Source organism: Ralstonia sp. VS2407 (assembly GCF_052950655.1).
The window spans coordinates 131,864-155,897 of record NZ_JBRFVG010000012.1; the positions used below are offsets into that span (position 1 = coordinate 131,864).

Genomic DNA, 24,034 nt, shown 5'->3' on the forward strand with positions numbered 1-24,034 from the left:
TCAGAAGGTGTAGACGAGGCCCGTGCCGCCAAAGTAGCTCTGCTTGTTCTGCACGATCGGGCTCTTGGCCGCGTTGCCCAGCAGCCGCGAGGTGCCCACCGCCGTCTGCACCGCCCAGTGGCGCGAGAACGTATGCGTCCAGGCCACCGTGAGCGTGGCCGCCTGCAGGCCGCTGCTCGCGCTGTACTGGGCGAAGCCGCTGTTGACCGACTGCTGCGGCGTCACCCCGAAGTACGTCTGCATGTATTTGCTCGAGCCGAAATGCAGGCTCGGGCTCACGGTGATCTTGTCGCTGCCCCAGCTCACGACCGGCGCCGCCACGTCAACGTGGCCCGACCAGCCGCGCTCGCGGTGGGTGATGGGCACTTCCAGCGTGGCGCTGCCCGAGATGTCGCCGATCAGCTTGCCGCCCACCGTGAACACGCCCAGCAGCGATCCCTTGACGGTGCCCATGCCCTTGAGGTGATCCGAGCCGGGGCGGCCGTAGCGGTTGGTATCGGAGCGGCCCGAGTCGTACGACAGCGCGGCCGAGGCGAACATGCCGTTCAGGAAGCGGAGGGCATAGCCGGCGCCACCCTGCGTCGGGTCGATGAACCAGCCGTTGCCGAAATCTGCCCGGAAGCCCGGGCCGGCTGTCACGGTGTACTCCTTGCTGCCCTGGTAGCGCGGCGCCACGCCCGCGTTGAGCGACAGCGAATACGACGATTCATCGGCATACACCGAAGACGTCGGCAGCCACATGCCGGAGAGCACGGCCAGATAAACGAAGGAAAACCGCGGGGAGAGACGATTGAGCACGTAGGACCTCTTGTTGGACCTCTTGAGAGAGAGCCCGCAGTCTGGCGAGGTGCCGCACGCACGTCTGTCTGGAAATTGCCGGGAAGTTGTGCGCAATTGTGCGCGAGTGTCTGCAAGTTTCTCCGCCCCATCCGCTCGCAAGGCGGGCGCCGTACACTGCGCGCCAACACAAGAAGAAACGGGGGTACGGGCGATGAACGCGATGACCGACGCGCCGCTCAAGACCAAGGTGTTGCTGATCGAAGACGACGACCGTCTCGCACAGCTTGTCGGCGAATACCTGGGCAACTATGAATTTGCAGTTGAAGTGGTGCGCCGCGGCGACATTGCCGTGGCCGCCGTGCGTGAACACCAGCCCGCGCTGGTGATCCTCGACCTGATGCTGCCGCACATGGACGGCATGGAAGTGTGCCGGCGCATCCGCGCGTTCTCGCGCGTGCCGGTGCTGATTCTGACCGCGCGTGTCGACACGTACGACCAGGTGGCCGGGCTGGAAATCGGCGCCGACGACTACGTGCTCAAGCCCATCGAGCCGCGCCTGCTCGTGGCCCGGGCCCGCGCGCTGCTGCGTCGGTCCACGCCGGCCATGTCGACATCCGAGCCGGTGACGCCGCGCGACGACACGCTCGTCTTCGGCGAGCTGGCCATCTCGCCGCCCAACCGCACCGTCACGTGGCGCGGCCAGCCCGTCGACCTCAAGACGGCGGAGTTCAACCTGCTGCTGATCCTGGCGCGTGCGGCCGGCACCGTGCTCAGCCGCGACGACATCCTCAAGCAGTTGCGCGGCATCGAGTTCGACGGGCTGGACCGGACCGTCGACTCCGGCATCTCACGCCTGCGCCGCCGCTTTGGCGACGCCTCGCCCGAGCCGCACAAGATCAAGACGATCTGGGGACGCGGCTATCTGTTCAGCCCGTCGGCGTGGGAGGACTGACCCATGCTCAAGTCGTTACTGAAGCTGTACGCGATGGTCGTGGTGGCGGCCGCGCTCGCGCTGATCGGCGTGAACAAGTCGTTCGTGTGGCTGTTCCACGACACGCTCACGCATGGCGAGCGCGAGGTGCGCAAGGGCTACGCCTTCGTACTGCAGGAGTATCTGGACCGCGCCGATCGCACTGACCCCGCTGGCCGCGATGCCGCCATCGCCCGCTTGAACAAGAACGCCTGGGAGAAATTCGACATTGTCGATCCGGATACCGTGCCGGATTTCTCGGCGCAGCAGCGGCGCGACCTGGCCGACCACAAGCTTGTGCTGATGACCAACGGCAAGGACTACTACCTGCCGCTGCACGACGGCGCCGTGCTGCACGCTTACAGCGCCGATATGGACTACCTCGGCATCCAACTCATGGCCTACGCGCTGATCGCCATTGCCGCGCTACTGCCGTTGCTGCTCTGGGTCTGGATGCACTGGCGCGACCTGCGCGTTCTGGAAGATGCGGCGCGCGGCTTTGGTGCAGGCAATCTGGCCACGCGCGCCAATTTGCGCAAGCGCTCGAACGTGTATGCCCTGGCGCGCCAGTTCGACGAGATGGCCGAGCGCATCCAGGGCTCGATCCAGCACCAGCGCGAGATGATGAACGGCATCTCGCATGAGCTGAAGACGCCGATTGCCCGGCTGGAATTCGGTATCGCGCTGCTGCAGTCGCCCGAGTCGGAAGCTCAGCGCAACGTGCGGTTCGATGCGCTGCGCCGCGATGTGCGTGAACTCGATGAACTGGTGAGCGAGCTGCTGGCGTTGAGCCGCCTGGAGCAGGGCGCCACGCATCTCGTGCTGATGCGCGTGGCGGTGGGCGAGTGGCTCGACAGCGTGGTCGCCAGCGTGGCCAACGACGTGGCCGACCGCCAGCTCACCCTGGCTGTGCATGCCGATACCGCCCCCGCGCACCATGTGTGCGACCCGCGCCTGCTGGCGCGCGCGTTGCTCAACCTGATCCGCAATGCCGCGCGCTATGCCGGCAACACCATCACCATCCGCGCTGAAGCCGGCCCCGCCGGCGCGCTGCGCCTGACGGTCGAAGACGACGGCCCCGGCATTCCCGAGTCGGATCGCGCGCGCGTGTTCGAGCCGTTCCTGCGCCTGGATGCCAGTCGCGACCGCCACACCGGCGGCTTCGGTCTGGGGCTGGCGATCGTGCGGCGCATTGCGCTGGTGCATGGCGGCGACGTCCGCCTCGATGCGGCAACGTCGGGCGGTGCACGCTTTGCGGTGCTGCTGCCTGCCATGACGCTTCCGCCGTTGTAGGCGCAGCAGGAGGTGGGCGTTCCAGGCGCGCTAAGCGTCTTCGCCGCCCGGTCGATGCAGAAACGCGCTCGGGCTGCTGCCGAACGCCCGGCGGAACATCGCAGAAAACGCGCTCTGGCTGTTGTAGCCGAGTTCCTGCGCCACGCGCGACAGCGGCATCCCCTGCGACATCATCGGGATGGCACTGGCCAGCACGGCCTGCTGGCGCCACTGCGAAAAGCTCACGCCCAGCTCGTCCCGGAAGCGCCGCGCCAGGGTGCGGGCGCTGGCGCCTACATCGCGGGCGAGCGCGTCGAAGGTGAGCGAGGTGCCCGGGTCGGCCATCACGCGTTCGCACAGGGCGCGCAGGCGCTTGTCGGCAGGCATCGGCAAATCCAGCGGCAATGGGGCACTGCGGCGCAACTCGTCGAGGATCAACATGGCCAGCGCCTGCTCGCGCGCGGCCGGCAGTGGCTGGCGGACATCCATCGCGGCAATCAGCTCGCGCAGCAGCGGCGACACCTCCATCACGCGGCATTGCGTCAGCGTGCCGGTCACCACGGACGGGTCGGCATACAGCGTGCGCAGGAAGGCGGCTTCGACCACCCACACTTCGTGTTCGATGCCGGGCGGAATCCAGATCGCCCGCGAGGGCGGGACCACCCAGGCGGTGTCGCCGGCCTGCACGCGCAGCACACTGTTGTGGCTATACGCCACCTGCGCCCACGGATGCGTGTGGCGCGGAAACCGCGTGTTGGCGTCCATCTGCCGCGTGTAAAGCCGCACCGGATGTGCCGCTGACGGCGGCGTGCGGCCTTCGATATCGGTTGGCAGGATGCGCTGTGGCATGGCGGGTTTGCGACAGAAACGGTCGGGCCAGTGTAAATGCGGCAGCAGGACTTGTCGAAGCCAGATGTCGATGGCAGGCTATCGCCCGGCGCCGGTGAAGTTTGGCGTCACACAACAAAGCGGATCGCTCAAGCGGTCTCGACAAAAACGCCGTCGCCCACGAGGCACGCGGCGACATGGGTGCGAACAATGCAAACGGGAAATCACACGCGTAGCCGGGGGGCGCGCGGGGCGATGGGATGGTTGCGGCCGTGGGCCGCGCTTGCCACGTGTGTGGCATGCATGGCGGCGCTGACAGCGCCGGCCGCCCGTGCCGACATCAGCATCATCCAGTCCTTGCCGCTGTCCGGCACACAAGCCGCGACGGGGCGGGCGCTCAATGCCGGGGCCCGGCTGTATTTCGACTGGCTCAACCTCGATGGCGGCATCAACGGCGAGACCATCCGCCTGGTCGCCCGCGACGACGAGCAGAAGGTCGAGCAGACCCTGCGCAACGTGCGCGACATGGCCAAGATCGACAACCCCGTGGCGGCGCTCACCGTGGTCGGCACCGCCAATGTGGAAGCGCTCATGCGCAGCGGCGTGCTGGCCGAAGCCAATCTGCCGCTGGTCGGCCCCGCCACCGGGGCCTCCAGCATGACCGGCGATCCGCTGGTGTTTCCCATCAAGGCGAGCTACCAGCAAGAGATGGACAAGATGGTAGGCGCGCTTGTCACCATCGGCGTCACGCGCATCGGGGTGCTGTATCAGGACGATGCGCTGGGCAAGGAAGTGTTGGCCGGCGTGGAGCGCACGCTCAAGCCCTACAAGCTAACGATTGCGGCCACCGCCTCATACCCGCGCAATACGGCCTCGGTGAGCGCTGCCGTCGACAAGCTGCTCGGCACCGATGTGCAGGCCATTTTCCTCGGCGCCACGGCGGAGCCCGCCGCGCAGTTCATCAAGCAGTACCGCGCGCGCGGCGGCGGTGCGCAGATCCTGGGGCTGTCGTCCATTGATCCGGGCATCCTGCTCAAGGTGGCCGGCATCGATGCGGTGCGCGGCTATTCCCTCGCACTTGTCATGCCGAACCCCGGCAAGAGCGTGAACCCCGTCATCCGCGAATTCAATCGAGCACGCACGGCCGTGGGCGCCAGAGATGTCGAACTTTCATTCCGCGCGGTAGAAGGCTTTGTGGCCGCCAAGGTGCTGGCCGAAGCCGTGCGCCGCGCCGGCCCCAAGCCCACGCGCGACCAGGTGCGCCGCGAGCTGGCCCATCTGCGCAATTTCGATGTGGGGGGCGGATTCATGGTGGACTTTTCTGACCGCACGCGGCCCGGCTCGCACTATGTGGAGCTGGGGGTGGTGGGGCCGAATGGGCTGGTGATTCAGTAACGCTCGCACTGCGATGATGGGGTTCGTGACGCCTAACGCCGAGTTCGGAACCTCATGCATGGCGTTCTGAACCTCAAGCGTGAGCCTATTTGCTCGGCACGCCGAGTCCGGAACTCGGAGCGCAAGGTTTTTGACTCGGCCCGCAGAGTCGGGAACGCCACGCGTGAGGTTTTTTTCTCGACGGTGTGGGGTTCGGAACGCCGAGCGCGAGCCTTTTTGCTTGGCGTGTCGGGTTCGGAACGCCAAGCGAGGGGTTTTGTTCTCGACGCACCGGGTTCAGAGCTCGGAGGGGGCGGGCTTTTTGCGTGGAGTGCGGCGCTCAGGGCGCAGAACCCAAGGCTTTGCGGCCCGTGTGTCGAGCTTTGGGCTGGAGACCCCGGGTTCAGAACTCCAGACGTGAGGCGCTGGGCCTGAAGCTCAGGGCGGCCCGACGCGATAGTGGTACGCGTAGGCCTCGGCAAAGCCGAGCGAGCGGTACAGATTCAGCGCGGGGACGTTCTCGACGCTGACTTGCAGATAGGCCGTGACGGGCGCATCGGCCGTGCCTGCGCCGCGCGCCCAATCGAGCATCGCATTGGTGACAGCCCGACCCAGGCCACGTCCGCGTGCGGTGCTTGCCACGCGCACATCGAACAAGCCTGCGTACGTGCCGTCGCGTACGGCCAGCCCGAGCCCCAGGATGGTTTGCTCAGCATCCCGCAGCGTGATCGCCGCGTGCGGACGGTCGAGCGCACCGAGCATGGCGCGGCGCGTGGCCCGTCCCTGCGTGTCGAGACCGTCGAACTGCGCGAAGGCGTCGTGCCATAAGTCCGGGATGGTCGTGTCGATGCTGACGGTGATGCCGTCGTACGGCGTGGGAGGCGCCGTGGGTGCAAGCTGCGCCGTCATGACGAAGCTACTGTCGGCGATGCGGTAACCGCGCGCTTCAAGCAAGGCATCGGCCTCGGGCGACGCCAGCGGTGTGACGCGCACGATAGGCCGAAAGCCCACGTGGCGGTAGAAGGTTTCGATGCGGGTCAGACGATCCGCATCGAGTACGGCGCCCGGGGCGCGCGGGTTGGCGGAGTTGGCTCGTTTGGCCAGGCCCCCCGCCATGCGCAGCACCCAGGGGCCGTCTTCCAGTGTGCGTTCGGACGGCAGTGCGGCAAAGCCGCAGTGCTCAAGCGCGACAATGTCGACGAAATCGCTCAGGCCAGCCGGGTTCCGCATAGGCGATCAGGCTGCCGTTGCCGTACCCGCCCCATGCTCATGCCTGCCCGCCGGCTTCACAATCGCCAGCGTGGCAATCAACCCGCACAGCGCGGCGAACGACACCCACACGCCGGGCATCGCCTTGTTGCCGGTGGTGTGGATCAACCACGTGGCAATCGCCGGGGTGAAGCCACCGAAGATGGCCGTGGCCAGGCTGTATGCCAGCGAGAAACCGGTGGTGCGCACTTCCGGCGGCATGATCTCGGTGAGGGTGACGACCATCGCGCCGTTGTAGCTGCCATACAGGAACGACAGCCACAGCAGCACGATCAACATGCGCGCGAACGACGGTGCGGCAACCAGCCACTGCATGGCCGGGTACGCCGTCACCAGCATCAGCACGGTAAAGAGGATCAGCAGCGGGCGGCGGCCGACGCGGTCAGACACCGCGCCCATCACCGGCAGCCAGAAGAAGTTCGAGGCACCCACGCACAGCGTAACGATCAGGCTGTCCATGTCCGACAGGTGCAGCACGCTCTTGCCGAAGGTCGGCGTGTAGGCGGTGATCAGGTAGAACGACACCGTGGTCATCACGACCATCAGCGTGCCTGCGCCCACCAAGCGCCAGTTCTGGCCCATCGAGCGGAACACGGCGGCCAGGTCCGGACGGTGCTTGCGCTTCTGGAATTCTTCGGTCTCTTGCAGCGAGCGGCGGATGATGAACAGGAACGGCACGATCAGGCAGCCGATCAGGAACGGCACGCGCCAGCCCCATGCGCTCATCTCGGACGGCGGCAGCAGGTACGACATCAGCACGCCGAGCAGCGCGGCAAACATGACCGCCACCTGCTGGCTGGCCGACTGCCAGCTCACGAAGAAGCCCTTCTTGCCCGGCGTGGCGATTTCGGCCAGGTAGACCGACACACCGCCCAGCTCCACGCCGGCAGAGAATCCTTGCAGTAACCGGCCGATCAGCACCAGCAGCGGCGCCGCCAGCCCGATGGTGGCGTAGCCCGGCACCAGTGCAATCAGCAGCGTGCCGCAGGCCATGAGCGCGAGCGTGACGATCAGGCCCGTGCGGCGGCCGTGACGGTCGATGTAGGCGCCCAGGAAGATCGCGCCCAGCGGCCGCATCAGGAAGCCGGCGCCAAAGGTCACCAGCGAGAGCATCAGCGAGAGAAACTCGTTGCCGGCCGGGAAGAAGGTGTCGGCGATGGCCTTGGCGTAGTAGCCATAGACCATGAAGTCGTACATCTCCAGGAAGTTGCCGCTGACTACCCGGAAGATGGTGCGGGCCTTGGATTCGTTGGGGTTGGAGGTATGCATGGTGGGTTTCACTCAACAGCTTGGGTACAACGTGCGGGCGAGCCAGACAGCGAGCTGCGGGCCGCCTCGTAAAAGGTGGTGATGTGGTACGGCGTGCTCGACGGCATGTCGGCGCGCAGGCGCTGGCCCGCGGGGTCGATCACCTCGTTCCAGCCTTGTGCGTGCAGGAAGCGTGCCGACCACGCCGGCAGCAGGCGCGCGAGCATGGCGCCCTGCGTTTCGGTGCACAGCGCTAGGGCGCGGCCGTATTCGGTTTGGGCCCAGATGCGCTGGCTGGCGTCGCGCATCGTGCCGTCCAGATTGAGTGACAGGCACACGCCCTGCGTCTCGGCATCCACGCCGTCGGCGCAGGCGGCATCCACCGCGCGGGCGAGGCTATCGGCCAGATGGCGGCCGGCTTCGGAGCGCGTAAAGACGTCGGCATGTGCGCGCACGAGATAAAACCATTCGAACTGGTGACCGGGCTCGATGCGGTTGTCGGTGCTGGCCTCGTCAACCGGCAACTCGGCGATGCTGCCCGTGCGCGTATCAATGAAGCGCGCGAGGATGCCCTCGGCCAGCGTGCGCACGCCGGCTTCGGCCCAGGCGGGCGGTTCGTCCAGCGCGGCGGCGGCCAGGTAGGCCTCGGTCAGATGCATCACGGGGTTCTGTGCGACACCGGCCAGCGTGGTGCTGAACGTGGCGTCCATGGACGCAACCGGCAGCGGCTTGACCCCGGCCCGCGCAAAGCTGCGCGCGATCACGTCGTGCGCGTCATGCATCAACGCGGCCGCACGCGGGTCGCCGCTCACGGCCAGCCAATGTGCGGCGGCAAACAGCACGAAGGCGTGCGTGTACAGATCCTTGGTGGTGTCGTGCGGGGCCAGCGCGCTGTCGATCGCAAATACCCAGCCGCCGTGGATCGTGTCGCGAAAGCGCGTGTCCAGCGCATGGCACAGCGCAGCGGCCCGTTCGGCGCAGAGATCGCGGTGGCGGCTGGAGAGCTGCGTAGCGCGCGCGAACGTATACAACTGTCGCGCACAGGCCATCGCCCGGTAGCGCGCGGTCGACGCTGGCACCAGCGCGCCGTTGTCGACGACGAGGGCCTCATAGCAGAGACCAGCCTGCGCGTTCCAGCCCGGGCCGAGCCACATGGGCAGCAGAACGTCGTCGTAATAGCGGTCGAATGACGCGAGCGCAGCCTCAGTGGCGGCGGACAGCTCGGTGGCCGTATCGGGCAGCGGGGGCGAGGAGGATTGTGAAAGCATGTGCGCCGTGATGATCGTGGCGGGCGTCGACCCGTTTCAGCCAGGCCGATTGCTCGAATCTGTTCTGTTCACCATAGGCGACGTACTTGCGTTGTACATGTGAACAGACCCGGGATTGTGCTCCAACTGGTTGCCCCGCGCCACGCACAACAGGGGCAATCCCGGTCATGGCGCAGGGTTGTGGGTCCAATGAAAGGTTTTTCCCGGATGCTGCCTGGGCGTGGGTTGTGCGAAGATGAATCACCCCCTGGCTCACCCCTGGTCCTGCCCCGATCCATGCACCGTCGCGACCTGCTCAAGCAGTTGGCCGCCGGGCTGCTTGCCCTGGCGCCTAGTTTGTCCCGCAGCGCTACGCCCGGCACCGCCGCTGGCGCCCCCGAACCGTTTGACGAAGCCCGCCTGCTGGCGCGCGCCCGTGCGTTGGCCGCAAGGCCGTACCGGCCGCGCAGCACGCAACTGCCCAAGCCGCTGGCCGCACTGGACTGGGACGGCTACCAATCCATCGGCTATCGCCCTGATCACGCATTGTGGGCCGGCCAGCACCTCCCGTTCGAGGCCAAGTTCTTCCATTTGGGGTTGTTCTTCAAATCGGCCGTGCAGATGCACGAGGTCGTCGACGGCCACGCCCGCTTGATTGCCTACGACCCCGCCATGTTCGATTACGGCAAGAGCAGGCTGGATCGCCAGGCGTTGCCGGCCGATCTCGGCTTCGCCGGTTTTCGGCTGACCACCAAGGCGGACCCGACGCGCGATGTGGCCGCCTTCCTGGGTGCCAGCTACTTCCGCGCTGTGGGCGGGCAGTGGCAGTACGGCATGTCGGCGCGGGGCTTGGCGATCGATACCGGCTTGCCCCGCGCAGAAGAGTTTCCGGACTTCACTGAATTCTGGCTGGTGCGCCCGACCGCCGATGCCGACACGTTGCGCGTCTACGCGTTGCTCGATTCACCCAGCGTGGCGGGCGTCTACCGCTTCGACATCCGCCCCGGCGACACGCTCGTGATGGACGTGGCCGTCACGCTTTACGTGCGCAAGCCGATCGAGCGCCTGGGCATCGCGCCGCTGACCAGCATGTTCCTCTACGGCGAGAACGACCGCACCGACCGCGCCGGTGATCGCCACAGCGCAGCACGTCGCTGGCGCGCATCGGACTGGCGCCCGGAAATTCATGATTCGGACGGCCTGGCCATCTGGCGCGGCTCGGGCGAGTGGGTCTGGCGGCCACTGGCCAATCCGCCCATGCTGCGCAGTCAGCGCTTTGCCGACGACAGCCCGCGCGGCTTCGGCCTGCTGCAGCGCGATCGCAATCCCGATCATTACCAGGATGACGGCGTGTTCTATGAGAAGCGCCCGAGCGTGTGGGTGGAGCCCACGCATGACTGGGGTGAGGGTGCGGTCGAACTGGTGGAGCTGTCGGCCAACGATGAAACCTTCGACAACATCGTCGCGTTCTGGCGGCCTGCCGTGGCGCCGCATGCGGGTCAGGAACTGGCGTTCGGCTATCGGCTGACGTGGGGCGCGCAGCCTGCTGCGGCCTCACCGCTGGCGCGGGTGGTGGCCACGCGCACGGGCATTGGCGGCGTGGTGGGGCAGCCGCGTAAATACTTCTCGTGGCGGTTTGTCGTGGACTTTGCCGGCGGCGAGTTGTCGCGGCTGGGGCGCAGCACGGCGGGGTCGACTGTGGAGCCTGTCATCCGTGCCTCGCGCGGGCGGGTGGAGATTGCGTCGGCGCGGCCGCTGGCGAGCATCGATGGTGTCCGGGCGATGTTTGATGTGGTGCCGGATGCTAGCAATGCGCCGATTGAGTTGTTGCTGACGTTGCAGTCGGGGGAGCGGTTGCTTTCTGAGACTTGGGCGTATCAGTGGACGCCGCCGGTGGATCGGGCGGTTTGATTCTTTGGTTTGCTTGCTCGGTTGATTGATGCGGGTGGTGCATCTCTTGTTTCACCCCCTGCCGGGGGCGACTCACTTTCTTTGTCTTGCCAAAGAAAGTAAGCAAAGAAAGGCGCGCCCGATGCGGCGAAAGACTCCTTGAATTTGTGTGACCGTGCGGGGAAGGAGGCAAACTCGCTGCGCTCAGACAAGCCTCCTTCCTTTTTCCGCCCGCTCACAAAAATTCAAGGCGCCGCATAGGGCAGGGTACGGCCAAACCGTCGCTGCTTTTGGTCAGTTGCGGGGCGGTGTTTTGCTGAACTTCTCGACCATTGCGGCCCAGCCTTCTGCTCCTAGCTTTTCCATCGTCGCGATATTGCGTTCGTAGATGTCCGCGGCGTCGGGTACGGCTGCGGCGGCGCGGGCGATGCTGTCTTCGCGCAGCAGATGCAGGATGGGGGCGGGCGCGCGGTTGGTGGCGTTGGCGATGTCGTCTGGGTCGGCATCGGCGAAGACGAAGTGGGGGTGGAAGCTGGCCAGTTGCAATTCGCCTTCGTAGCCGGCTTTAGCGAGCAGCGATTCGGCGCGCTCCGTGAGCGAGTGGAAATCGAGGAAGTCGGTCAGGGCGGGGACGATCAGCAGCGTGGTGTCGATCTGTGCGGCGGGCGTGGCGTGCAGCCGGTCGGCTTCGGCACGCAGGTGGTCGAGCACGTCGCCGTCCATCGTGGCGCGGCTGACGGCGTATCGAACCTGCCGCTTGACGTGCACGGCCTTGGCGAAGGGGCACAGGTTCAGGCCGATGACGGCATCTTCCAGCCAGCGCTGCACGGTCGCGACATGACGGGCGGCGGCATCCGCGTCCAAGTTGAGGACATCGGCGGGTGGATCGAGCAAGACGAAATCGAGGGCGTGATTGGACACGGCGTGCGGGGAGGGATGAGACAGCGCGCAGTGTAGTCGATGGTGTGGGAGCGCTTCTTGCGACGGAATGGGTGTTGTGATTTGCAACGTCCGGCGCGCGCCCTTGATGTGCGCCGAGATCACTTCGGGTGCTTCGCGCGCCGCTTATGTGGTCAGTCCATTCCGTGTTTTTGTAAAAGAAGGAGCTCAACCATGATTGAACTGCGCCTGAAAACCGCCCTCGCCGTGGCCGCCACGTTTGCTGCGTCGGCTGCTTTCGCACAGATGACGCCGGCACCGCAGACTTCTCCGCAGACCACCGGCACCGTGCAGGCCGCCCCACAAGGCGGGCCGGCCACCTCGTCGTCTGACCCGCTGGTGCAGAAGCGCATTGACGACAAGGCTGCCAGCGACGAATACAAGGCCCGCAAGTCCGACGCCAAGGCCGCGTACAAGGAAGAGAAGAAGGCCGCCAAGGCCAACCGCAAGGCCGAGAAGAAGGAAGCCCGCGCCAAGCGCAAGGAAGCCATGAGCGAACAAGGCGGCCCTGCCCAGACGCCGAGCAGCGAAGGCAAGTAAGCCGCCGGCCGAACATGAAAAAAGGCGATCCGAGGGTCGCCTTTTTTCTGCCTGTTGCTTCCGCCGTCAGTGCCCGCGTGTGGTCGGCAGACGGACCTGCGCGACGGCCATTTCCCACTGGGCGATGCGATGCGCCGCCTCGTCGCGGCTGATCACGGGGTGGAAGGTACGCGAAGCACGCCATTGCTGGGCGACTTCGTCCTCCCCCTGATAGAAGCCGGTGGCGATGCCAGCCAGGTAGGCTGCGCCGAGCGCAGTGGTTTCGATGATCTCGGGGCGCACGACCGGAATGCCGAGCAAATCCGCCTGGAACTGCAGGAGCAGGTTGTTGGCCGATGCGCCGCCATCGACGCGCAGTTCCGAGATGGTGGAAACGGCATCGCGCGTCATGGCTTGCAGTAGCGCGGTGCTTTGGAAGGCAATCGACTCCAGTGCGGCTCGGGCGATGTGGCCGATGGTCGTGCCGCGCGAGAGGCCCACGATGGCGCCTTGTGCGGTTGGATCCCAGTACGGTGCACCCAGGCCCGTGAACGACGGCACGAACACCACGCCGCCGGAATCGGGCACCGAGGCGGCCAGGCCTTCGACGTCGGCGGAGCGCTGGATGGCGCGCAGCCCGTCGCGCAGCCACTGCACCACCGCGCCGCCCACGAACACGCTGCCTTCGAGCGCGTAGCTGCGTTTCGGGCCGCTCTGACAGGCCGCCGTGCTGATCAGCCCGTTGTGCGACTGGACGGCCTTGTCGCCCGTGTTGAGCAGCATGAAGCAGCCGGTGCCGTAGGTGTTCTTGGCCATGCCGGGCTTGAAGCACGCTTGGCCGAAGAGGGCGGATTGCTGGTCACCGGCAATGCCGCCGATGGTGAGCGAGGCGCCGAGCCAGTCGGCATCGGTCTGCCCAAATTGATACGCGGACGGATGCACCTCGGGCAACAGGCTCGGGTGGATGTCGAGTGCGCGCATCAGGTCCGCATCCCATTCGCCGGTGTGGATGTTCCACAGCATCGTGCGGGAAGCGTTCGATACGTCGGTCACATGCAGGCGGCCGCGCGTGAGTTGCCACACCAGCCAACTGTCGATGGTGCCGAAGGCGAGTTCGCCACGCGCGGCGCGCTCGCGGGCGCCGTCCACGTGGTCGAGAATCCAGCGCAGCTTGGTGGCGGAAAAATACGGGTCGATGATCAGGCCGGTGCGCTTGCGCACCTCGTCTTCCAGACCCTCGGCGCGCAGGCGTTCGCAGATGGCTTCGGTGCGGCGGTCCTGCCAGACGATGGCGTTGAAGATCGGCTTGCCCGTGGCGCGCTCCCACACCATGGTGGTTTCGCGCTGGTTGGTGATGCCAAGCGCCGCCATGTCGGCGGCGGAGAGCTTGGCTTGTTCGAGTGCGGCGCGGCAGGTGGCGAGCTGGCTGTTCCAGATGTCGAACGGGTCATGCTCGACCCAGCCGGGCTGCGGGAAATGCTGGGGAAACTCCTGCTGGGCACTGGCGACGATCTGGCCGGCGCGGTTGAAGACGATGGCGCGTGAGCTGGATGTGCCCTGGTCGAGCGCGAGGAGGTATTCCATAAGGCAGAGTCTGATGACTGTCGGGCCAGGTCAGGGTGCTCCCTGCCCGACAGTGGATGAAACGGAAACAAGCATGGTAGCCCGCAGGTGGCCGTCGTCAAAGACCGGCGCCCTGCGGGCGGCGCGTGATCAGCGCACCTTGCCGGCCTTCCAGGCTGCGAGCAGCTTGTCGTAGGCCACCGTCTCACCCTTCGGACGCTCGTTGTCGAGCTTCTTCCACGGGGCGTGTTCGGTCGACAGCCACTTCGACGGATCGCTTTCCGGGTTCAGCTTCGGCGCGCAGTTCTTCATGCCTGCGCGCTGCAGGCGACCCATCACCTGGTCCATTTCCTTGGCCAGGTTGTCCATCGCGCCTTGCGGGGTCTTCTCGCCCGTGACGGCCGTGGCGACGTTCTTCCACCAGAGCTGTGCCAGCTTCGGATAGTCGGGCACGTTGTTGCCGGTCGGCGTCCAAGCCACGCGGGCCGGGCTACGGTAGAACTCGATCAGGCCGCCGTACTTGGCTGCGTTCTTGGTGAAGTAGTCGCTGTGGATATCGGAGTCACGAATGAACGTGAGGCCGGTGATCGACTTCTTGAGCGACACGGTCTTCGACGTGACGAACTGCGCGTACAGCCACGCGGCCGAGCGGCGCTCGAACGGGGTGGATTTGAAGAACGTCCACGAGCCGACGTCCTGGTAGCCGTTCTGCATGCCGTCCTTCCAGTACGGGCCGTGCGGCGACGGGGCCATGCGCCACTTCGGCGAGCCGTCGGCGTTCACGACCGGGCCCGGCTTGGTCATCGGCGCGGTGAAGGCGCTGTACCAGAACACCTGCTGGGCGATGTGGCCTTGTGCGGGCACCGGGCCGGCTTCGTTGAAGGTCATGCCGGTCGCCTCGGGCGGGGCGTACTTCTTCATCCAGTCGATGTACTTGGTGAGGGCGTACACGGCGGCCGGGCTGTTGGTGGCGCCGCCGCGCGACATCGAGGCGCCCACCGGTGCGCAGCCTTCCACGCGGATACCCCATTCGTCGACCGGCAGGCCGTTCGGGATGCCCTTGTCGGCGGAGCCGGCCATCGACAGCCATGCGTCGGTGAAGCGCCAGCCGAGCGACGGGTCCTTCTTGCCGTAATCCATGTGGCCGTAGACGCGCTTGCCGTCCAACTCCTTCACGTCGTTGGTGAAGAAGTTGGCGATGTCTTCATAGGCCGTCCAGTTGACGGGCACGCCCAGGTCGTAGCCGTACTTGGCCTTGAACTTGTCTTGCAGATCCTTGCGGGCGAACCAGTCGGCGCGGAACCAGTACAGGTTGGCGAACTGCTGGTCGGGCAGTTGGTACAGCTTGCCGTCCGACGCGGTGGTGAAACTCGTGCCGATGAAGTCCTTCAGGTCCAGGCCCGGGTTGGTGAACTCCTTGCCTTCGCCAGCCATGTAGTCCGACAGCGGCATCACCACGCCATAGCGGTAGTGCGTGCCGATCAGGTCGGAGTCGGAGATCCAGCCGTCATAGATGCTCTTGCCGGATTGCATCGAGGTCTGCAGTTTTTCGACGACATCGCCTTCCTGCATGATGTCGTGCTTGACCTTGATGCCGGTGATTTCTTCAAAGGCCTTGGCCAGCGTCTTCGATTCATAGGCGTGCGTGTCGAGCGTTTCCGACACGACGTGGATCTCGGTCACGCCCTTGGCCTTGAGCTTGGCCGCGGCGTCGATGAACCACTTCATTTCCGCCATCTGCTGCTGTTGATTCAGCGTGCTGGGCTGGAACTCGCTGCTGATCCACTTCTTGGCTTCGGCTTCGCCGGCATGGGCTGCGCCGACTGCCAGGGCGCTCGCCAGTGCAATGGCACTGATTTGGAGCGTCATGCGCCAGGATGTTTTCATCGGTATCTCCTCGTGCTTGTTGGCTTGTTGTTCTCCCCGCAGCGAAAACATCCGGCATTCCGACGCGGGGAGCGTGATGGAATGCCTGTGCCCGTACGTCAATTTGGGCGTGGAAGCATCAACGCGTGCCGATGCCCCCGGACCTGCAAATTCAAGTTCGATGGCGCGTCAGCCGCGCCACATCACGATCAGCAGCACCACCATCGAGGCGATGAAGCCGCCCCAGGCGCTTGTCTCTTCCGACGTGAGCCCAACCCACGCCAGGTTGATATAGGCCGCGGTCAGCAGGCCAATGAAGAGGCGGTCGCCGCGCGTGGTGGCGATGGGCAGGAAGCCCTTGCGCTCCACGGTCGGTCGAACCACCTCCCACACCGTCATGCTGGCCAGCATCAAGGCGATGCAGCCAAAGAAGATCGCCACTTCGGGCGTCCAGGCCATCCAGCTGAACATGTTCATTTCTCCAACATTCGTTCCCTCGTCCGTGGAAACGTGATCAGGGCGAAGCGCAGCGGTTCTGACGGTTCGGCGCGGCCGCAGACAGTACGTGTGGTACGGCAAGGCCGCGCCGGGCCGTCAGAATCGCCCTGATCGCGTTTACACGCGGCCCATCGCGAAGCCCTTCGCGATGTAGTTCCGCACAAACCAGATCACCAGCGCGCCCGGAATGATCGTCAGCACACCGGCTGCGGCCAGCACACCCCAATCCATGCCCGAGGCCGACACCGTGCGCGTCATCACCGCGGTGATGGGTTTGGCATCGACCGAGGTGAGCGTGCGCGCGAGCAGCAGTTCCACCCAACTGAACATGAAGCAGAAGAACGCCGTCACGCCCACGCCGGCCTTGATGAGCGGCAGGAAGATCTTCAGGAAGAACTTGGGAAAGCTGTAGCCGTCGATGTAGGCCGTCTCGTCAATCTCGCGCGGGATGCCCGACATGAAGCCTTCGAGAATCCACACCGCCAACGGCACGTTGAACAGCATGTGCGCCAGCGCCACGCCCAGGTGCGTGTCCATCAGGCCGACCGTCGAATACAGCTGGAAGAACGGCAGCAGGAACACCGCAGGCGGCGTCATGCGGTTCGTCAGCAGCCAGAAGAACATGTGCTTGTCGCCCAGGAAGCGGTAGCGCGAGAAGGCGTAGGCCGCCGGCAGCGCCACCATGGTCGAGAGCACCGTGTTCATCGTCACGTAGATGATGGAGTTGATGTAACCCCAGTACCACGACGGATCGGTGAAGATGATCTTGTAGTTATCGAACGTGACGAGCTTCGGCCAGATCGAGAAGCCGGCCAGCGTCTCCTCGTTGGTCTTGAGCGACATGCTCAGCATCCAGTACAGCGGCAGCACCGCAAACGCCACGTACACCGCCAGGGTGATCGCCCGGGCGATCTTGCGCTGGTGTTCGTTGTTGTTGTTCTTACGCATGGTCGTCTCCCACGGCCGTGCTGGCGCTGCCCATGCGTTGCATCCAGTTGTAGAGGACGAAGCAGAACAGCAGGATGATGAGGAAGTACACGATCGAGAATGCCGCCGCCGGGCCCAGGTCGAACTGGCCGACCGCCTTCTGCGTCAGGTACTGCGACAGGAACGTCGTGGCATTGCCGGGGCCGCCGCCGGTCAGCACGAACGGCTCGGTGTAGATCATGAAACTGTCCATGAAGCGCAGCAGTACACCGATCATCAGCACGCCGCGCATCTTCGGCAGCTGGATGTAGCGGAACACGGCCAGACGGCTGGCGCCGTCAATCTCCGCCGCTTGATAGAACGCATCCGGGATCGAGCGCAGCCCGGCATACGCCAGCAGCGCCACCAGCGGCGTCCAGTGCCACACGTCCATGATGAGCACCGTGATCCACGCATCGAACGAGTGCGACGTGTAGTTGTAGTCGATCCCCATCTCGTTGAGCCAGTAGCCGGCCAGGCCGATATCGGAGCGCCCGAAGATCTGCCAGATCGTGCCGACCACGTTCCAGGGAATCAGCAGCGGCATGGCGAGCACCACAAGCGCGGCCGAGGCCTTCCAGCCCTTGGACGGCATCGACAACGCCAGGCCGATGCCCAGCGGAATCTCCACGGCCAGCACGCACAGCGAGAAAATCAACTGGCGCGTGAGGGCGTCCTGCAGATCGCCGTCGCGCAGGATCTGGCGGAACCAGTCGACGCCCACGAACACGTGCTGCTCGGGGCTGATGATGTCCTGTACCGAATAGTTCACCACCGTCATCAGCGGCAGGATGGCGGAGAACGCCACGCACAGGAACACCGGCAGGATCAGGAACCATGCCTTGTTGTTGAACGGCTTGTTCATCGGCCGATCCTCTCGTCATTGCTGTAGTACAGCGTCTGCGGCGCATCCAGGCGCAGCCACACGCGCGATTCGGTCACGCTCACTTCGTTGGGCAGCTTGGCCTTGATGGGCAGGCCGCCAGCCTCGCCCAGGCTTGCAGTCAGCAGCTGGTGCGTACCAAGTTGCTGCACCTGGTGAACGTTGGCCGCCACGGTGCCGACTTCTCCCGGTGCGGCCAGCTGCACGAACTCCGGACGGATGCCGAGCTTGAGCGAACCGTTTGCGTTCTTGAGCGTAGCGAGCGTGTCGTGTCCGACCGTCAGGCGCTGGTCGCCCAGTGCGATGACGTCACCATCCACCGCCACCGGATACAGGTTCATGCCCGGGCTGCCGATGAAGTAGCCGACGAAGGTATGGTCCGGCCGCTCGAACAGCGCTTCCGGGCCGCCTTGCTGCACCACCTTGCCTTCGGTCATCACGACCACCTCGTCGGCAAAGGTCAGCGCCTCCACCTGATCGTGCGTCACGTAGATCAGCGTGAGCTTGAGCTGCTGGTGAATCTTCTTGAGCTGGCGACGCAGTTGCCACTTCAGGTGCGGATCGATGACGGTGAGCGGCTCGTCGAACAGGATGGCCGCCACGTCCTTGCGCACTAGGCCGCGGCCCAGCGAGATCTTCTGCTTGGCGTCCGCGGCCAGGCCCGAGGCGCGGCGCTTGAGCGCGTGCTGCAGCTCGAGGATCTCGGCCACTTCCTCCACGCGCTTCTTCACTTCGGCTTCCGGCGTCTTGCGATTGCGCAGCGGGAAGGCGAGGTTGTCGAACACGGTCATCGTGTCGTAGATGACCGGGAACTGGAACACCTGCGCGATGTTGCGCTCGCGCGGGCTGGCGTGCGTGACGTCGCGGTCGTCGAAGAGCACCTGGCCTTCGGACGGCGTCAACAGCCCCGAGATGATGTTCAGCAGCGTGGACTTGCCGCAGCCCGACGGGCCCAGCAGCGCATAGGCACCGCCGTCGCGCCACGTCATGTTCATCGGCTGCAGCGCGTAGTCGTTCAGACTTTGCGGATTGGGGCGGTAGCTGTGCCCCAGGTTGCGGAATTCAATGCGCGCCATGTGCGCCTCCCTGCTTGGGCGCGCTCACCAGCTTGCCCGCTTCATCGAACAGGAACAGTTCGGCCGGATCGACAAACACGTCCAGCGCCGCGCCGAGTTCGAACTCATGCACACCCGGCAACTGCGCGACCAAGCCGATCGTGCTCGACTGGCCGGCGGCGTGCGCGCGCACGTGCAGATACGTTTCGGAACCCGACAACTCGGCCAGCTCCACCGTGCCTGGCAGGGCAACCGCGCCAGCATTGCGCGGCGACAGGCGGATGTGGCTCGGACGCAGGCCGATGCGACAGCGCGTGCCGGCCGCCATCGGCAGCGGGCGCGTCCATGCAACGTCAATGCCTTGCGGCAGGCGGATCTGGTTGCCCTCAACCACGGTGGCGTCCAGCACGTTCATCGGCGGGTCGTTGAAGATGGCCGCTGCGTTGACCGACACCGGCACTTCATACATGTCGAGCGTCGGGCCATCCTGCAGCACGCGGCCTTCATGCATGACGGCGGTGTGGCCGCCCAGCAGCAGCGCTTCCTGCGGCTCGGTGGTGGCGTAGACGACCGTCGTGCCGCCGTCGGCAAAGAGCGATGCCAGCTCGGCACGCAGTTCTTCGCGCAGCTTGTAGTCGAGGTTGACCAGCGGCTCGTCCAGCAGCACCAGCGGCGCACGCTTGACGAGTGCCCGGGCCAGCGCGCAACGCTGCTGCTGTCCGCCGGACAACTCGGCCGGCAGGCGCTGCAGCAGGTGTTCAATGTGCAGCTTGGCGGCGACGGCACGCACACGCGTGTCGATCTCGCCCTTGTTGGTGCCCTGCAGGCGCAGCGGCGAGGCGATGTTGTCGAACACCGTCATCGCCGGGTAGTTGATGAATTGCTGGTACACCATCGCCAGATTGCGATCGCGCACCCCCACGCCCGTCACGTCCTTGCCATCGACCAGTACGCGGCCGGTGGTCGGCCGGTCCAACCCGGCCATGATGCGCATCAACGTGGTCTTGCCGGCTTGCGTCGGCCCCAGCAGCACGTTGATGGCGCCGGGCGCCAGCCGCAGGCTGGTCGGGTACAGGTGCGTCTGCGCCCCGACCATGGCCGTAACCTGGTCCAGTTCCAGAATCAATTGATGTCTCCCGTCTTACTGCTTTGATTTCTTGATGTCTTGGCGCGTGCGCCCGGCCCGGTGCGTCAGGGCGCGCGTTCCGCAATTGGCGCGGGCTCGCCTTCCGGCAGATGCCGCGCCAGCCAGCCTTCCAGGCGGCTGCGGTCGGCATCGCTGGCGTGCAGGCCCAGCTTGGTCCGCCGCCACAGGATGTCCTGCGCCGTGCGAGCCCATTCGTGTTCGATCAGGTAACGGATTTCGGCTTCATACAGGCCGGGCGTCACTTCGGCGCCCAGCTCTTCCAGCCGCGTGGCGCCCGCCAGCAGCGTGTTCAGGCGCGTGCCGTACTGGTGCGCATAGCGCATCGCCAGTTGGGTAGGCAGCCACGGCAAACGTTTTTGCAGGCGCGTCACAAAATCGTCGAAGGTGTATTCGGCAACCAACTGCCCTGGCGCTTCCAGATCGCCGCCCGGCAGCGATGCAGTGGCTGTCCACGAAGGCTTGCCGGCCAGCGGCAGATGCGGGGCCAACTGGTCCAGCGCTTCTTCAGCCAGCTTGCGGTAGGTCGTGATCTTGCCGCCCCACACGTTGACGAGCGGTGCGCCAGTGCCGTCGGCGCCGGTCTCGCATTCGACCAGGTAATCGCGCGTGATGGCCGAAGCGTTGGCGGCGCTGTCGTCCAGCAGCGGCCGCACGCCCGAGTAGCTCCACACCACGTCGGCCGGCGTCAGCTGCTGGGTGAAATAGCGGCTGGCCATCTCGCACAGATACTGGATTTCGTCCGCGTCGATGGCGACTTGGTCCACCGAGCCCTTGTATTCCAGATCCGTCGTGCCGATCAGCGTGAACTCGTTCTGGTACGGGATCGCAAACACGATCCGCCCGTCCGGGTTCTGGAAGATATAGGCGAACGGGTGATCGAACATGCGCCGCACGACGATGTGGCTGCCCTTGATCAGGCGCAGGCCGCGCGTGCTCGGCAGCGCGTGCGCAGAGCGGGCGAACTCTGCCGCCCACGGCCCGGCGGCGTTGACGACTGCCTTGGCGCGCACGGAGCGGATGCCGTCCGGGCCAGCCAGAGCGGCGTGCCACCCATCGGCGCGGCGCTCGGCGTTCAGGCAGCGCGTGCGGGTGAAGATGTGCGCGCCGCGGTCTGCCGCATCGCGGGCGTTGAGCACCACGAGGCGGGCGTCGTCCACCCAGCCATCGGAATAGACGAAACCGCGTGTGTAGCCTGCCTTAAGCGGCTTACCCGCCGGATGCTGGGCGAGCTTGATGGATTCCGAACCGGGCAGAAAGCGCCGGCGCGCCAGATGGTCATAGAGGAAGAGGCCCGCGCGGATCATCCACGCCGGGCGTTGCGCGGCATCGTGCGGCATCACGAAACGCAGGGGCCACATGATGTGCGGCGCCATGCGCAGCAGCACCTCGCGCTCCTGCAGCGCCTTGCGCACCAGGCTGAATTCGTAATATTCGAGGTACCGCAGCCCGCCGTGGATCAGCTTGGTTGAGGCCGAAGAGGTGTGCTGGGCCAGGTCGTCCTTTTCACACAAGACCACCGACAGGCCACGGCCTACAGCGTCACGCGCGATGCCCACGCCGTTGATGCCGCCTCCGACCACCAGCAGATCACAGTCCAGATGCGACGCGTCAGAAAGTTGCATGGGTTGGAATCTGTTGATTTGCGCGTCTTTTCTTGCGAATAGTGACGCGTTGGCGGATAGTTTAGTGAAGGGCGAAAATAAAGCAACATAGGGAATCGCCTAATCCGCTCACATGTGTTCGTTTGTGTTCATTTCGTGACTTGATGCTTCCGCGACACCGCCAAATCCTTGAATACGTTCGCCAGCACGGCGATGCCTCCGTTGACGCGCTTGCCCGCGTGCTCGGTGTCACGACGCAAACCATCCGTCGCGATATCCGTCAGCTTGAAGACGAGCGCCTGCTGGCGCGCTACCACGGCGGCGTCGGCTTGCCGTCGTCGGTGGAGAACATCGACTACGACCAGCGCCAGGTCTTGCACATCGACGCCAAGCGCCGCATCGCCGAAGTCGTTGCGCGCCACGTCGAGCCCGGCCGCTCGCTCATCATCAATATTGGAACGACCACCGAAGAAGTCTCCAAGGCGCTGGTCGGCCAGAACGGCCCGCGTGGCCTGCGCGTCATCACCAACAACCTGAACGTCGCGTCGATCCTCTCCGGTAGCCCGGATGCCGAAGTCATCGTCGCCGGCGGCCTCGTGCGCAACCGGGATCGCGGCATCGTCGGCGAGGCCACCATTGACTTCATGAAGCAGTTCCGTGTTGACATCGGCATCATCGGCGTCTCCAGCATCGACGAAGACGGCACGCTGCTCGACTACGACTACCGTGAAGTACGCGTCGCCCAGGCCATCATCGAGCAGTCGCGCGAGGTCTGGCTCGTCGCCGATCACTCCAAGTTCGGCCGCCGCGCCGTCGTCCGCCTGGGCCACGTCTCGCAGATCGGCAAGTTCTTCACCGACGTCCCGGTGCCCGAGCCGATGGCCGAAGTCTTCCGGGCTGCAGAGGTCGACGTGATCGTCGCCAGCGAAACGCTCTGATGTTTGATCTGGCGCTCCTGCAGTCTTCGCCCCGTCGACTACAGTGAAATGACAAGGCGCGCACCTTGCGAGCCGCTCTGTCGTCCAGACTCGTCATACGGGGAGCATCGTGAGCGAGCACTCACATGCGGCAATCCTTTCGATCTTCGCGGGCATCGTCACCGAGCACATCGCTGCTTTGCGCGATGCCCTTGCCAAGCTGGTCGCGCCCAGCCCCAGCCATGAAGATCTCCACCAATTCCGAGTCACGTTGCGCCGTCTACGTTCGGCTTGGGTGACGTTCGCGCCCGTTTTGCCGCGCAGTTTTGCCACAGAGTGGAAGCCTCGCCTGCGTGCACTCGCCGCATCCACCGGCCCTGTGCGCGAATGGGATGTGCTGCTTTCCGATTGGCTGCCCGCGGCTCAGCAGTCCTTATCTAATGACGATGAGGTAGGCCGGGCGTGGTTGGACCGGGCGCTGACGAAGTCCAAAGAGACGCGCAATCGTGCTTGGGAGGCGTTGCGAGCCGAACTGGCGTCGCCTGATGTGGCGGAAACGCTGCTCGAACTTGAGCGTGCGGTCGCGGCATTTCATATAGAAGGCGAGTCGGAGCAGCATCCTCGTTTCGCTCGCGCCCAGGCCCGGGCGCTCAGAAGGAAGCTGATCCGTCGCGGCCGCCATCCCAAGCGGTCGTCCGCACCACGGCTGCATCGCGCCCGAATCGCCGCCAAGCAGTGGCGCTATCTGTATGAAGCGTTCTACCCGGCGCTTGGAGCCCACGCAGCCAAGCGCTACCGCAACCATTTGCGCAAATTGCAAGACGCCTTGGGGGAAGTGCACGATGCGAGCGTTGCTCTGGATTGCGTTGCCGACTTATTGGGTGCGCCGCCACCGCTTTCTATAGTGAACGCCTTTCACAAGCGCGCCTGCACTGCGCGGGAGCGGGCAGCGAAGGGGCTGCGATGGATGCGGTCTCACAAAGCGCCGTAAACCCAGAAAAAGCGCAGAAAAACCCTGTCGCAAGAAAGGGCTTGCACTGTTCGGGAAACCCGCCTATAGTTCGCCCCTCGCTGCAAAACACAGCGCCGAAACGCAAGTGGCGGTGGTGGTGTTGAGTGGTGGAGAAGCAGGAGTGGAGCGGGTTTGCGGTCGATTGTGTGGTTGGCGATTGGCGGTAGATCGGGTGGTAGTTGGCAGCGAG

General features: G+C 65.3%; 21 protein-coding genes. 7 read left to right on the forward strand and 14 right to left on the reverse strand.

Annotation, left to right across the window (positions count from 1 at the left end):
• Entirely contained in the window at window positions 1-798 is a 798-nt protein-coding gene (locus ACU8YE_RS19215; RefSeq protein WP_446929369.1) for a MipA/OmpV family protein, read from the reverse strand.
• Between the two features lie 202 nt (window positions 799-1,000).
• Between ACU8YE_RS19215 and ACU8YE_RS19220 the strand changes: the two genes are divergently transcribed.
• Complete coding sequence (locus ACU8YE_RS19220; RefSeq protein WP_316881096.1) at window positions 1,001-1,732, forward strand: response regulator transcription factor; 732 nt, start codon at window positions 1,001-1,003, stop codon at window positions 1,730-1,732.
• 3 nt (window positions 1,733-1,735) lie between these two features.
• Entirely contained in the window at window positions 1,736-3,043 is a 1,308-nt protein-coding gene (locus ACU8YE_RS19225; protein WP_446929370.1) for an ATP-binding protein, read from the forward strand.
• A gap of 30 nt (window positions 3,044-3,073) precedes the next feature.
• Here ACU8YE_RS19225 and ACU8YE_RS19230 read toward each other — a convergent pair whose 3' ends face one another.
• On the reverse strand, window positions 3,074-3,871 hold the full coding sequence (locus ACU8YE_RS19230; RefSeq protein ID WP_433865529.1) for a helix-turn-helix domain-containing protein: 798 nt from the start codon (window positions 3,869-3,871) through the stop codon (window positions 3,074-3,076).
• A 282-nt stretch (window positions 3,872-4,153) separates the two neighbouring features.
• On the opposite strand from ACU8YE_RS19230, the gene ACU8YE_RS19235 reads away from it, so the two are divergent.
• Window positions 4,154-5,245 carry an ABC transporter substrate-binding protein gene (locus tag ACU8YE_RS19235; RefSeq protein WP_260803837.1) on the forward strand — a complete coding sequence of 364 codons (1,092 nt, stop codon included), beginning with the start codon at window positions 4,154-4,156 and terminating at the stop codon, window positions 5,243-5,245.
• Between the two features lie 417 nt (window positions 5,246-5,662).
• Here ACU8YE_RS19235 and ACU8YE_RS19240 read toward each other — a convergent pair whose 3' ends face one another.
• From ACU8YE_RS19240 to ACU8YE_RS19250, 3 genes are read right to left on the reverse strand one after another with little or no spacing between them, the layout of a single operon-like run.
• Window positions 5,663-6,454 (reverse strand): GNAT family N-acetyltransferase, encoded by a 792-nt coding sequence (locus ACU8YE_RS19240; RefSeq protein WP_446929371.1) that lies wholly within the window; start codon window positions 6,452-6,454, stop codon window positions 5,663-5,665.
• 6 nt (window positions 6,455-6,460) lie between these two features.
• Entirely contained in the window at window positions 6,461-7,762 is a 1,302-nt protein-coding gene (gene tcuC / locus ACU8YE_RS19245; protein WP_446929372.1) for a tricarballylate/proton symporter TcuC, read from the reverse strand.
• Window positions 7,763-7,770: 8 nt separating this feature from the next.
• Entirely contained in the window at window positions 7,771-9,009 is a 1,239-nt protein-coding gene (locus ACU8YE_RS19250) for an AGE family epimerase/isomerase (RefSeq protein WP_446929373.1), read from the reverse strand.
• Window positions 9,010-9,285: 276 nt separating this feature from the next.
• Between ACU8YE_RS19250 and ACU8YE_RS19255 the strand changes: the two genes are divergently transcribed.
• Window positions 9,286-10,899, forward strand: coding sequence for a glucan biosynthesis protein (locus ACU8YE_RS19255; protein ID WP_446929374.1), 1,614 nt, complete (start codon window positions 9,286-9,288; stop codon window positions 10,897-10,899).
• Window positions 10,900-11,172: 273 nt separating this feature from the next.
• On the opposite strand, the gene ACU8YE_RS19260 is transcribed toward ACU8YE_RS19255, so the two are convergent.
• Entirely contained in the window at window positions 11,173-11,799 is a 627-nt protein-coding gene (locus tag ACU8YE_RS19260; RefSeq protein WP_446929375.1) for a DUF1415 domain-containing protein, read from the reverse strand.
• Window positions 11,800-11,991: 192 nt separating this feature from the next.
• On the opposite strand from ACU8YE_RS19260, the gene ACU8YE_RS19265 reads away from it, so the two are divergent.
• Window positions 11,992-12,357 carry a hypothetical protein gene (locus ACU8YE_RS19265; RefSeq protein ID WP_045205362.1) on the forward strand — a complete coding sequence of 122 codons (366 nt, stop codon included), beginning with the start codon at window positions 11,992-11,994 and terminating at the stop codon, window positions 12,355-12,357.
• Between the two features lie 66 nt (window positions 12,358-12,423).
• Here ACU8YE_RS19265 and glpK read toward each other — a convergent pair whose 3' ends face one another.
• The 8 genes from glpK to glpD form a co-directional block, all read right to left on the reverse strand.
• Complete coding sequence (gene glpK, locus ACU8YE_RS19270) at window positions 12,424-13,920, reverse strand: glycerol kinase GlpK (RefSeq protein ID WP_232041217.1); 1,497 nt, start codon at window positions 13,918-13,920, stop codon at window positions 12,424-12,426.
• A gap of 129 nt (window positions 13,921-14,049) precedes the next feature.
• Window positions 14,050-15,786, reverse strand: coding sequence for an ABC transporter substrate-binding protein (locus ACU8YE_RS19275; protein ID WP_232041216.1), 1,737 nt, complete (start codon window positions 15,784-15,786; stop codon window positions 14,050-14,052).
• A gap of 168 nt (window positions 15,787-15,954) precedes the next feature.
• A complete protein-coding gene (locus ACU8YE_RS19280; protein WP_232041215.1) occupies window positions 15,955-16,236 on the reverse strand; it encodes a DUF2160 domain-containing protein in 282 nt (93 codons plus the stop codon).
• A 144-nt stretch (window positions 16,237-16,380) separates the two neighbouring features.
• A complete protein-coding gene (locus ACU8YE_RS19285; protein ID WP_316870720.1) occupies window positions 16,381-17,211 on the reverse strand; it encodes a carbohydrate ABC transporter permease in 831 nt (276 codons plus the stop codon).
• Window positions 17,204-18,094, reverse strand: a complete 891-nt coding sequence (locus ACU8YE_RS19290; RefSeq protein ID WP_232041214.1) for a carbohydrate ABC transporter permease — start codon at window positions 18,092-18,094, stop codon at window positions 17,204-17,206. The genes ACU8YE_RS19285 and ACU8YE_RS19290 overlap by 8 nt, the downstream gene beginning before the upstream one ends.
• Window positions 18,091-19,188 carry an ABC transporter ATP-binding protein gene (locus ACU8YE_RS19295; RefSeq protein WP_260803830.1) on the reverse strand — a complete coding sequence of 366 codons (1,098 nt, stop codon included), beginning with the start codon at window positions 19,186-19,188 and terminating at the stop codon, window positions 18,091-18,093. The genes ACU8YE_RS19290 and ACU8YE_RS19295 overlap by 4 nt, the downstream gene beginning before the upstream one ends.
• The gene (locus tag ACU8YE_RS19300; RefSeq protein ID WP_446929376.1) at window positions 19,175-20,293 is read right to left on the reverse strand and encodes an ABC transporter ATP-binding protein; all 1,119 of its coding nucleotides are present in this window, start codon (window positions 20,291-20,293) and stop codon (window positions 19,175-19,177) included. Before ACU8YE_RS19300 ends, ACU8YE_RS19295 begins: the two co-directional genes overlap by 14 nt.
• Window positions 20,294-20,358: 65 nt before the next feature.
• Window positions 20,359-21,936, reverse strand: a complete 1,578-nt coding sequence (gene glpD, locus ACU8YE_RS19305; RefSeq protein WP_446929377.1) for a glycerol-3-phosphate dehydrogenase — start codon at window positions 21,934-21,936, stop codon at window positions 20,359-20,361.
• Between the two features lie 77 nt (window positions 21,937-22,013).
• Between glpD and ACU8YE_RS19310 the strand changes: the two genes are divergently transcribed.
• Both ACU8YE_RS19310 and ACU8YE_RS19315 read left to right on the forward strand, forming a co-directional pair.
• Window positions 22,014-22,853, forward strand: a complete 840-nt coding sequence (locus ACU8YE_RS19310) for a DeoR/GlpR family DNA-binding transcription regulator (RefSeq protein ID WP_446929382.1) — start codon at window positions 22,014-22,016, stop codon at window positions 22,851-22,853.
• A 109-nt stretch (window positions 22,854-22,962) separates the two neighbouring features.
• On the forward strand, window positions 22,963-23,823 hold the full coding sequence (locus tag ACU8YE_RS19315) for a CHAD domain-containing protein (protein WP_446929378.1): 861 nt from the start codon (window positions 22,963-22,965) through the stop codon (window positions 23,821-23,823).
• The last annotated feature ends 211 nt before the right edge of the window (window positions 23,824-24,034 follow it).

What these genes read in the sequence shown, in the direction of transcription:
- glpK (WP_232041217.1), bottom strand. Translation starts at nt 13,920, where the DNA reads ATGGAATACCTCCTCGCGCTCGACCAGGGCACATCCAGCTCACGCGCC.
- ACU8YE_RS19255 (WP_446929374.1), top strand. Translation starts at nt 9,286, where the DNA reads ATGCACCGTCGCGACCTGCTCAAGCAGTTGGCCGCCGGGCTGCTTGCC.
- ACU8YE_RS19240 (WP_446929371.1), bottom strand. Translation starts at nt 6,454, where the DNA reads ATGCGGAACCCGGCTGGCCTGAGCGATTTCGTCGACATTGTCGCGCTT.
- ACU8YE_RS19280 (WP_232041215.1), bottom strand. Translation starts at nt 16,236, where the DNA reads ATGTTCAGCTGGATGGCCTGGACGCCCGAAGTGGCGATCTTCTTTGGC.
- ACU8YE_RS19290 (WP_232041214.1), bottom strand. Translation starts at nt 18,094, where the DNA reads ATGAACAAGCCGTTCAACAACAAGGCATGGTTCCTGATCCTGCCGGTG.
- ACU8YE_RS19250 (WP_446929373.1), bottom strand. Translation starts at nt 9,009, where the DNA reads ATGCTTTCACAATCCTCCTCGCCCCCGCTGCCCGATACGGCCACCGAG.
- ACU8YE_RS19230 (WP_433865529.1), bottom strand. Translation starts at nt 3,871, where the DNA reads ATGCCACAGCGCATCCTGCCAACCGATATCGAAGGCCGCACGCCGCCG.
- glpD (WP_446929377.1), bottom strand. Translation starts at nt 21,936, where the DNA reads ATGCAACTTTCTGACGCGTCGCATCTGGACTGTGATCTGCTGGTGGTC.
- ACU8YE_RS19220 (WP_316881096.1), top strand. Translation starts at nt 1,001, where the DNA reads ATGACCGACGCGCCGCTCAAGACCAAGGTGTTGCTGATCGAAGACGAC.
- ACU8YE_RS19235 (WP_260803837.1), top strand. Translation starts at nt 4,154, where the DNA reads ATGGCGGCGCTGACAGCGCCGGCCGCCCGTGCCGACATCAGCATCATC.
- ACU8YE_RS19225 (WP_446929370.1), top strand. Translation starts at nt 1,736, where the DNA reads ATGCTCAAGTCGTTACTGAAGCTGTACGCGATGGTCGTGGTGGCGGCC.
- tcuC (WP_446929372.1), bottom strand. Translation starts at nt 7,762, where the DNA reads ATGCATACCTCCAACCCCAACGAATCCAAGGCCCGCACCATCTTCCGG.
- ACU8YE_RS19275 (WP_232041216.1), bottom strand. Translation starts at nt 15,786, where the DNA reads ATGAAAACATCCTGGCGCATGACGCTCCAAATCAGTGCCATTGCACTG.
- ACU8YE_RS19265 (WP_045205362.1), top strand. Translation starts at nt 11,992, where the DNA reads ATGATTGAACTGCGCCTGAAAACCGCCCTCGCCGTGGCCGCCACGTTT.
- ACU8YE_RS19295 (WP_260803830.1), bottom strand. Translation starts at nt 19,188, where the DNA reads ATGGCGCGCATTGAATTCCGCAACCTGGGGCACAGCTACCGCCCCAAT.
- ACU8YE_RS19285 (WP_316870720.1), bottom strand. Translation starts at nt 17,211, where the DNA reads ATGCGTAAGAACAACAACAACGAACACCAGCGCAAGATCGCCCGGGCG.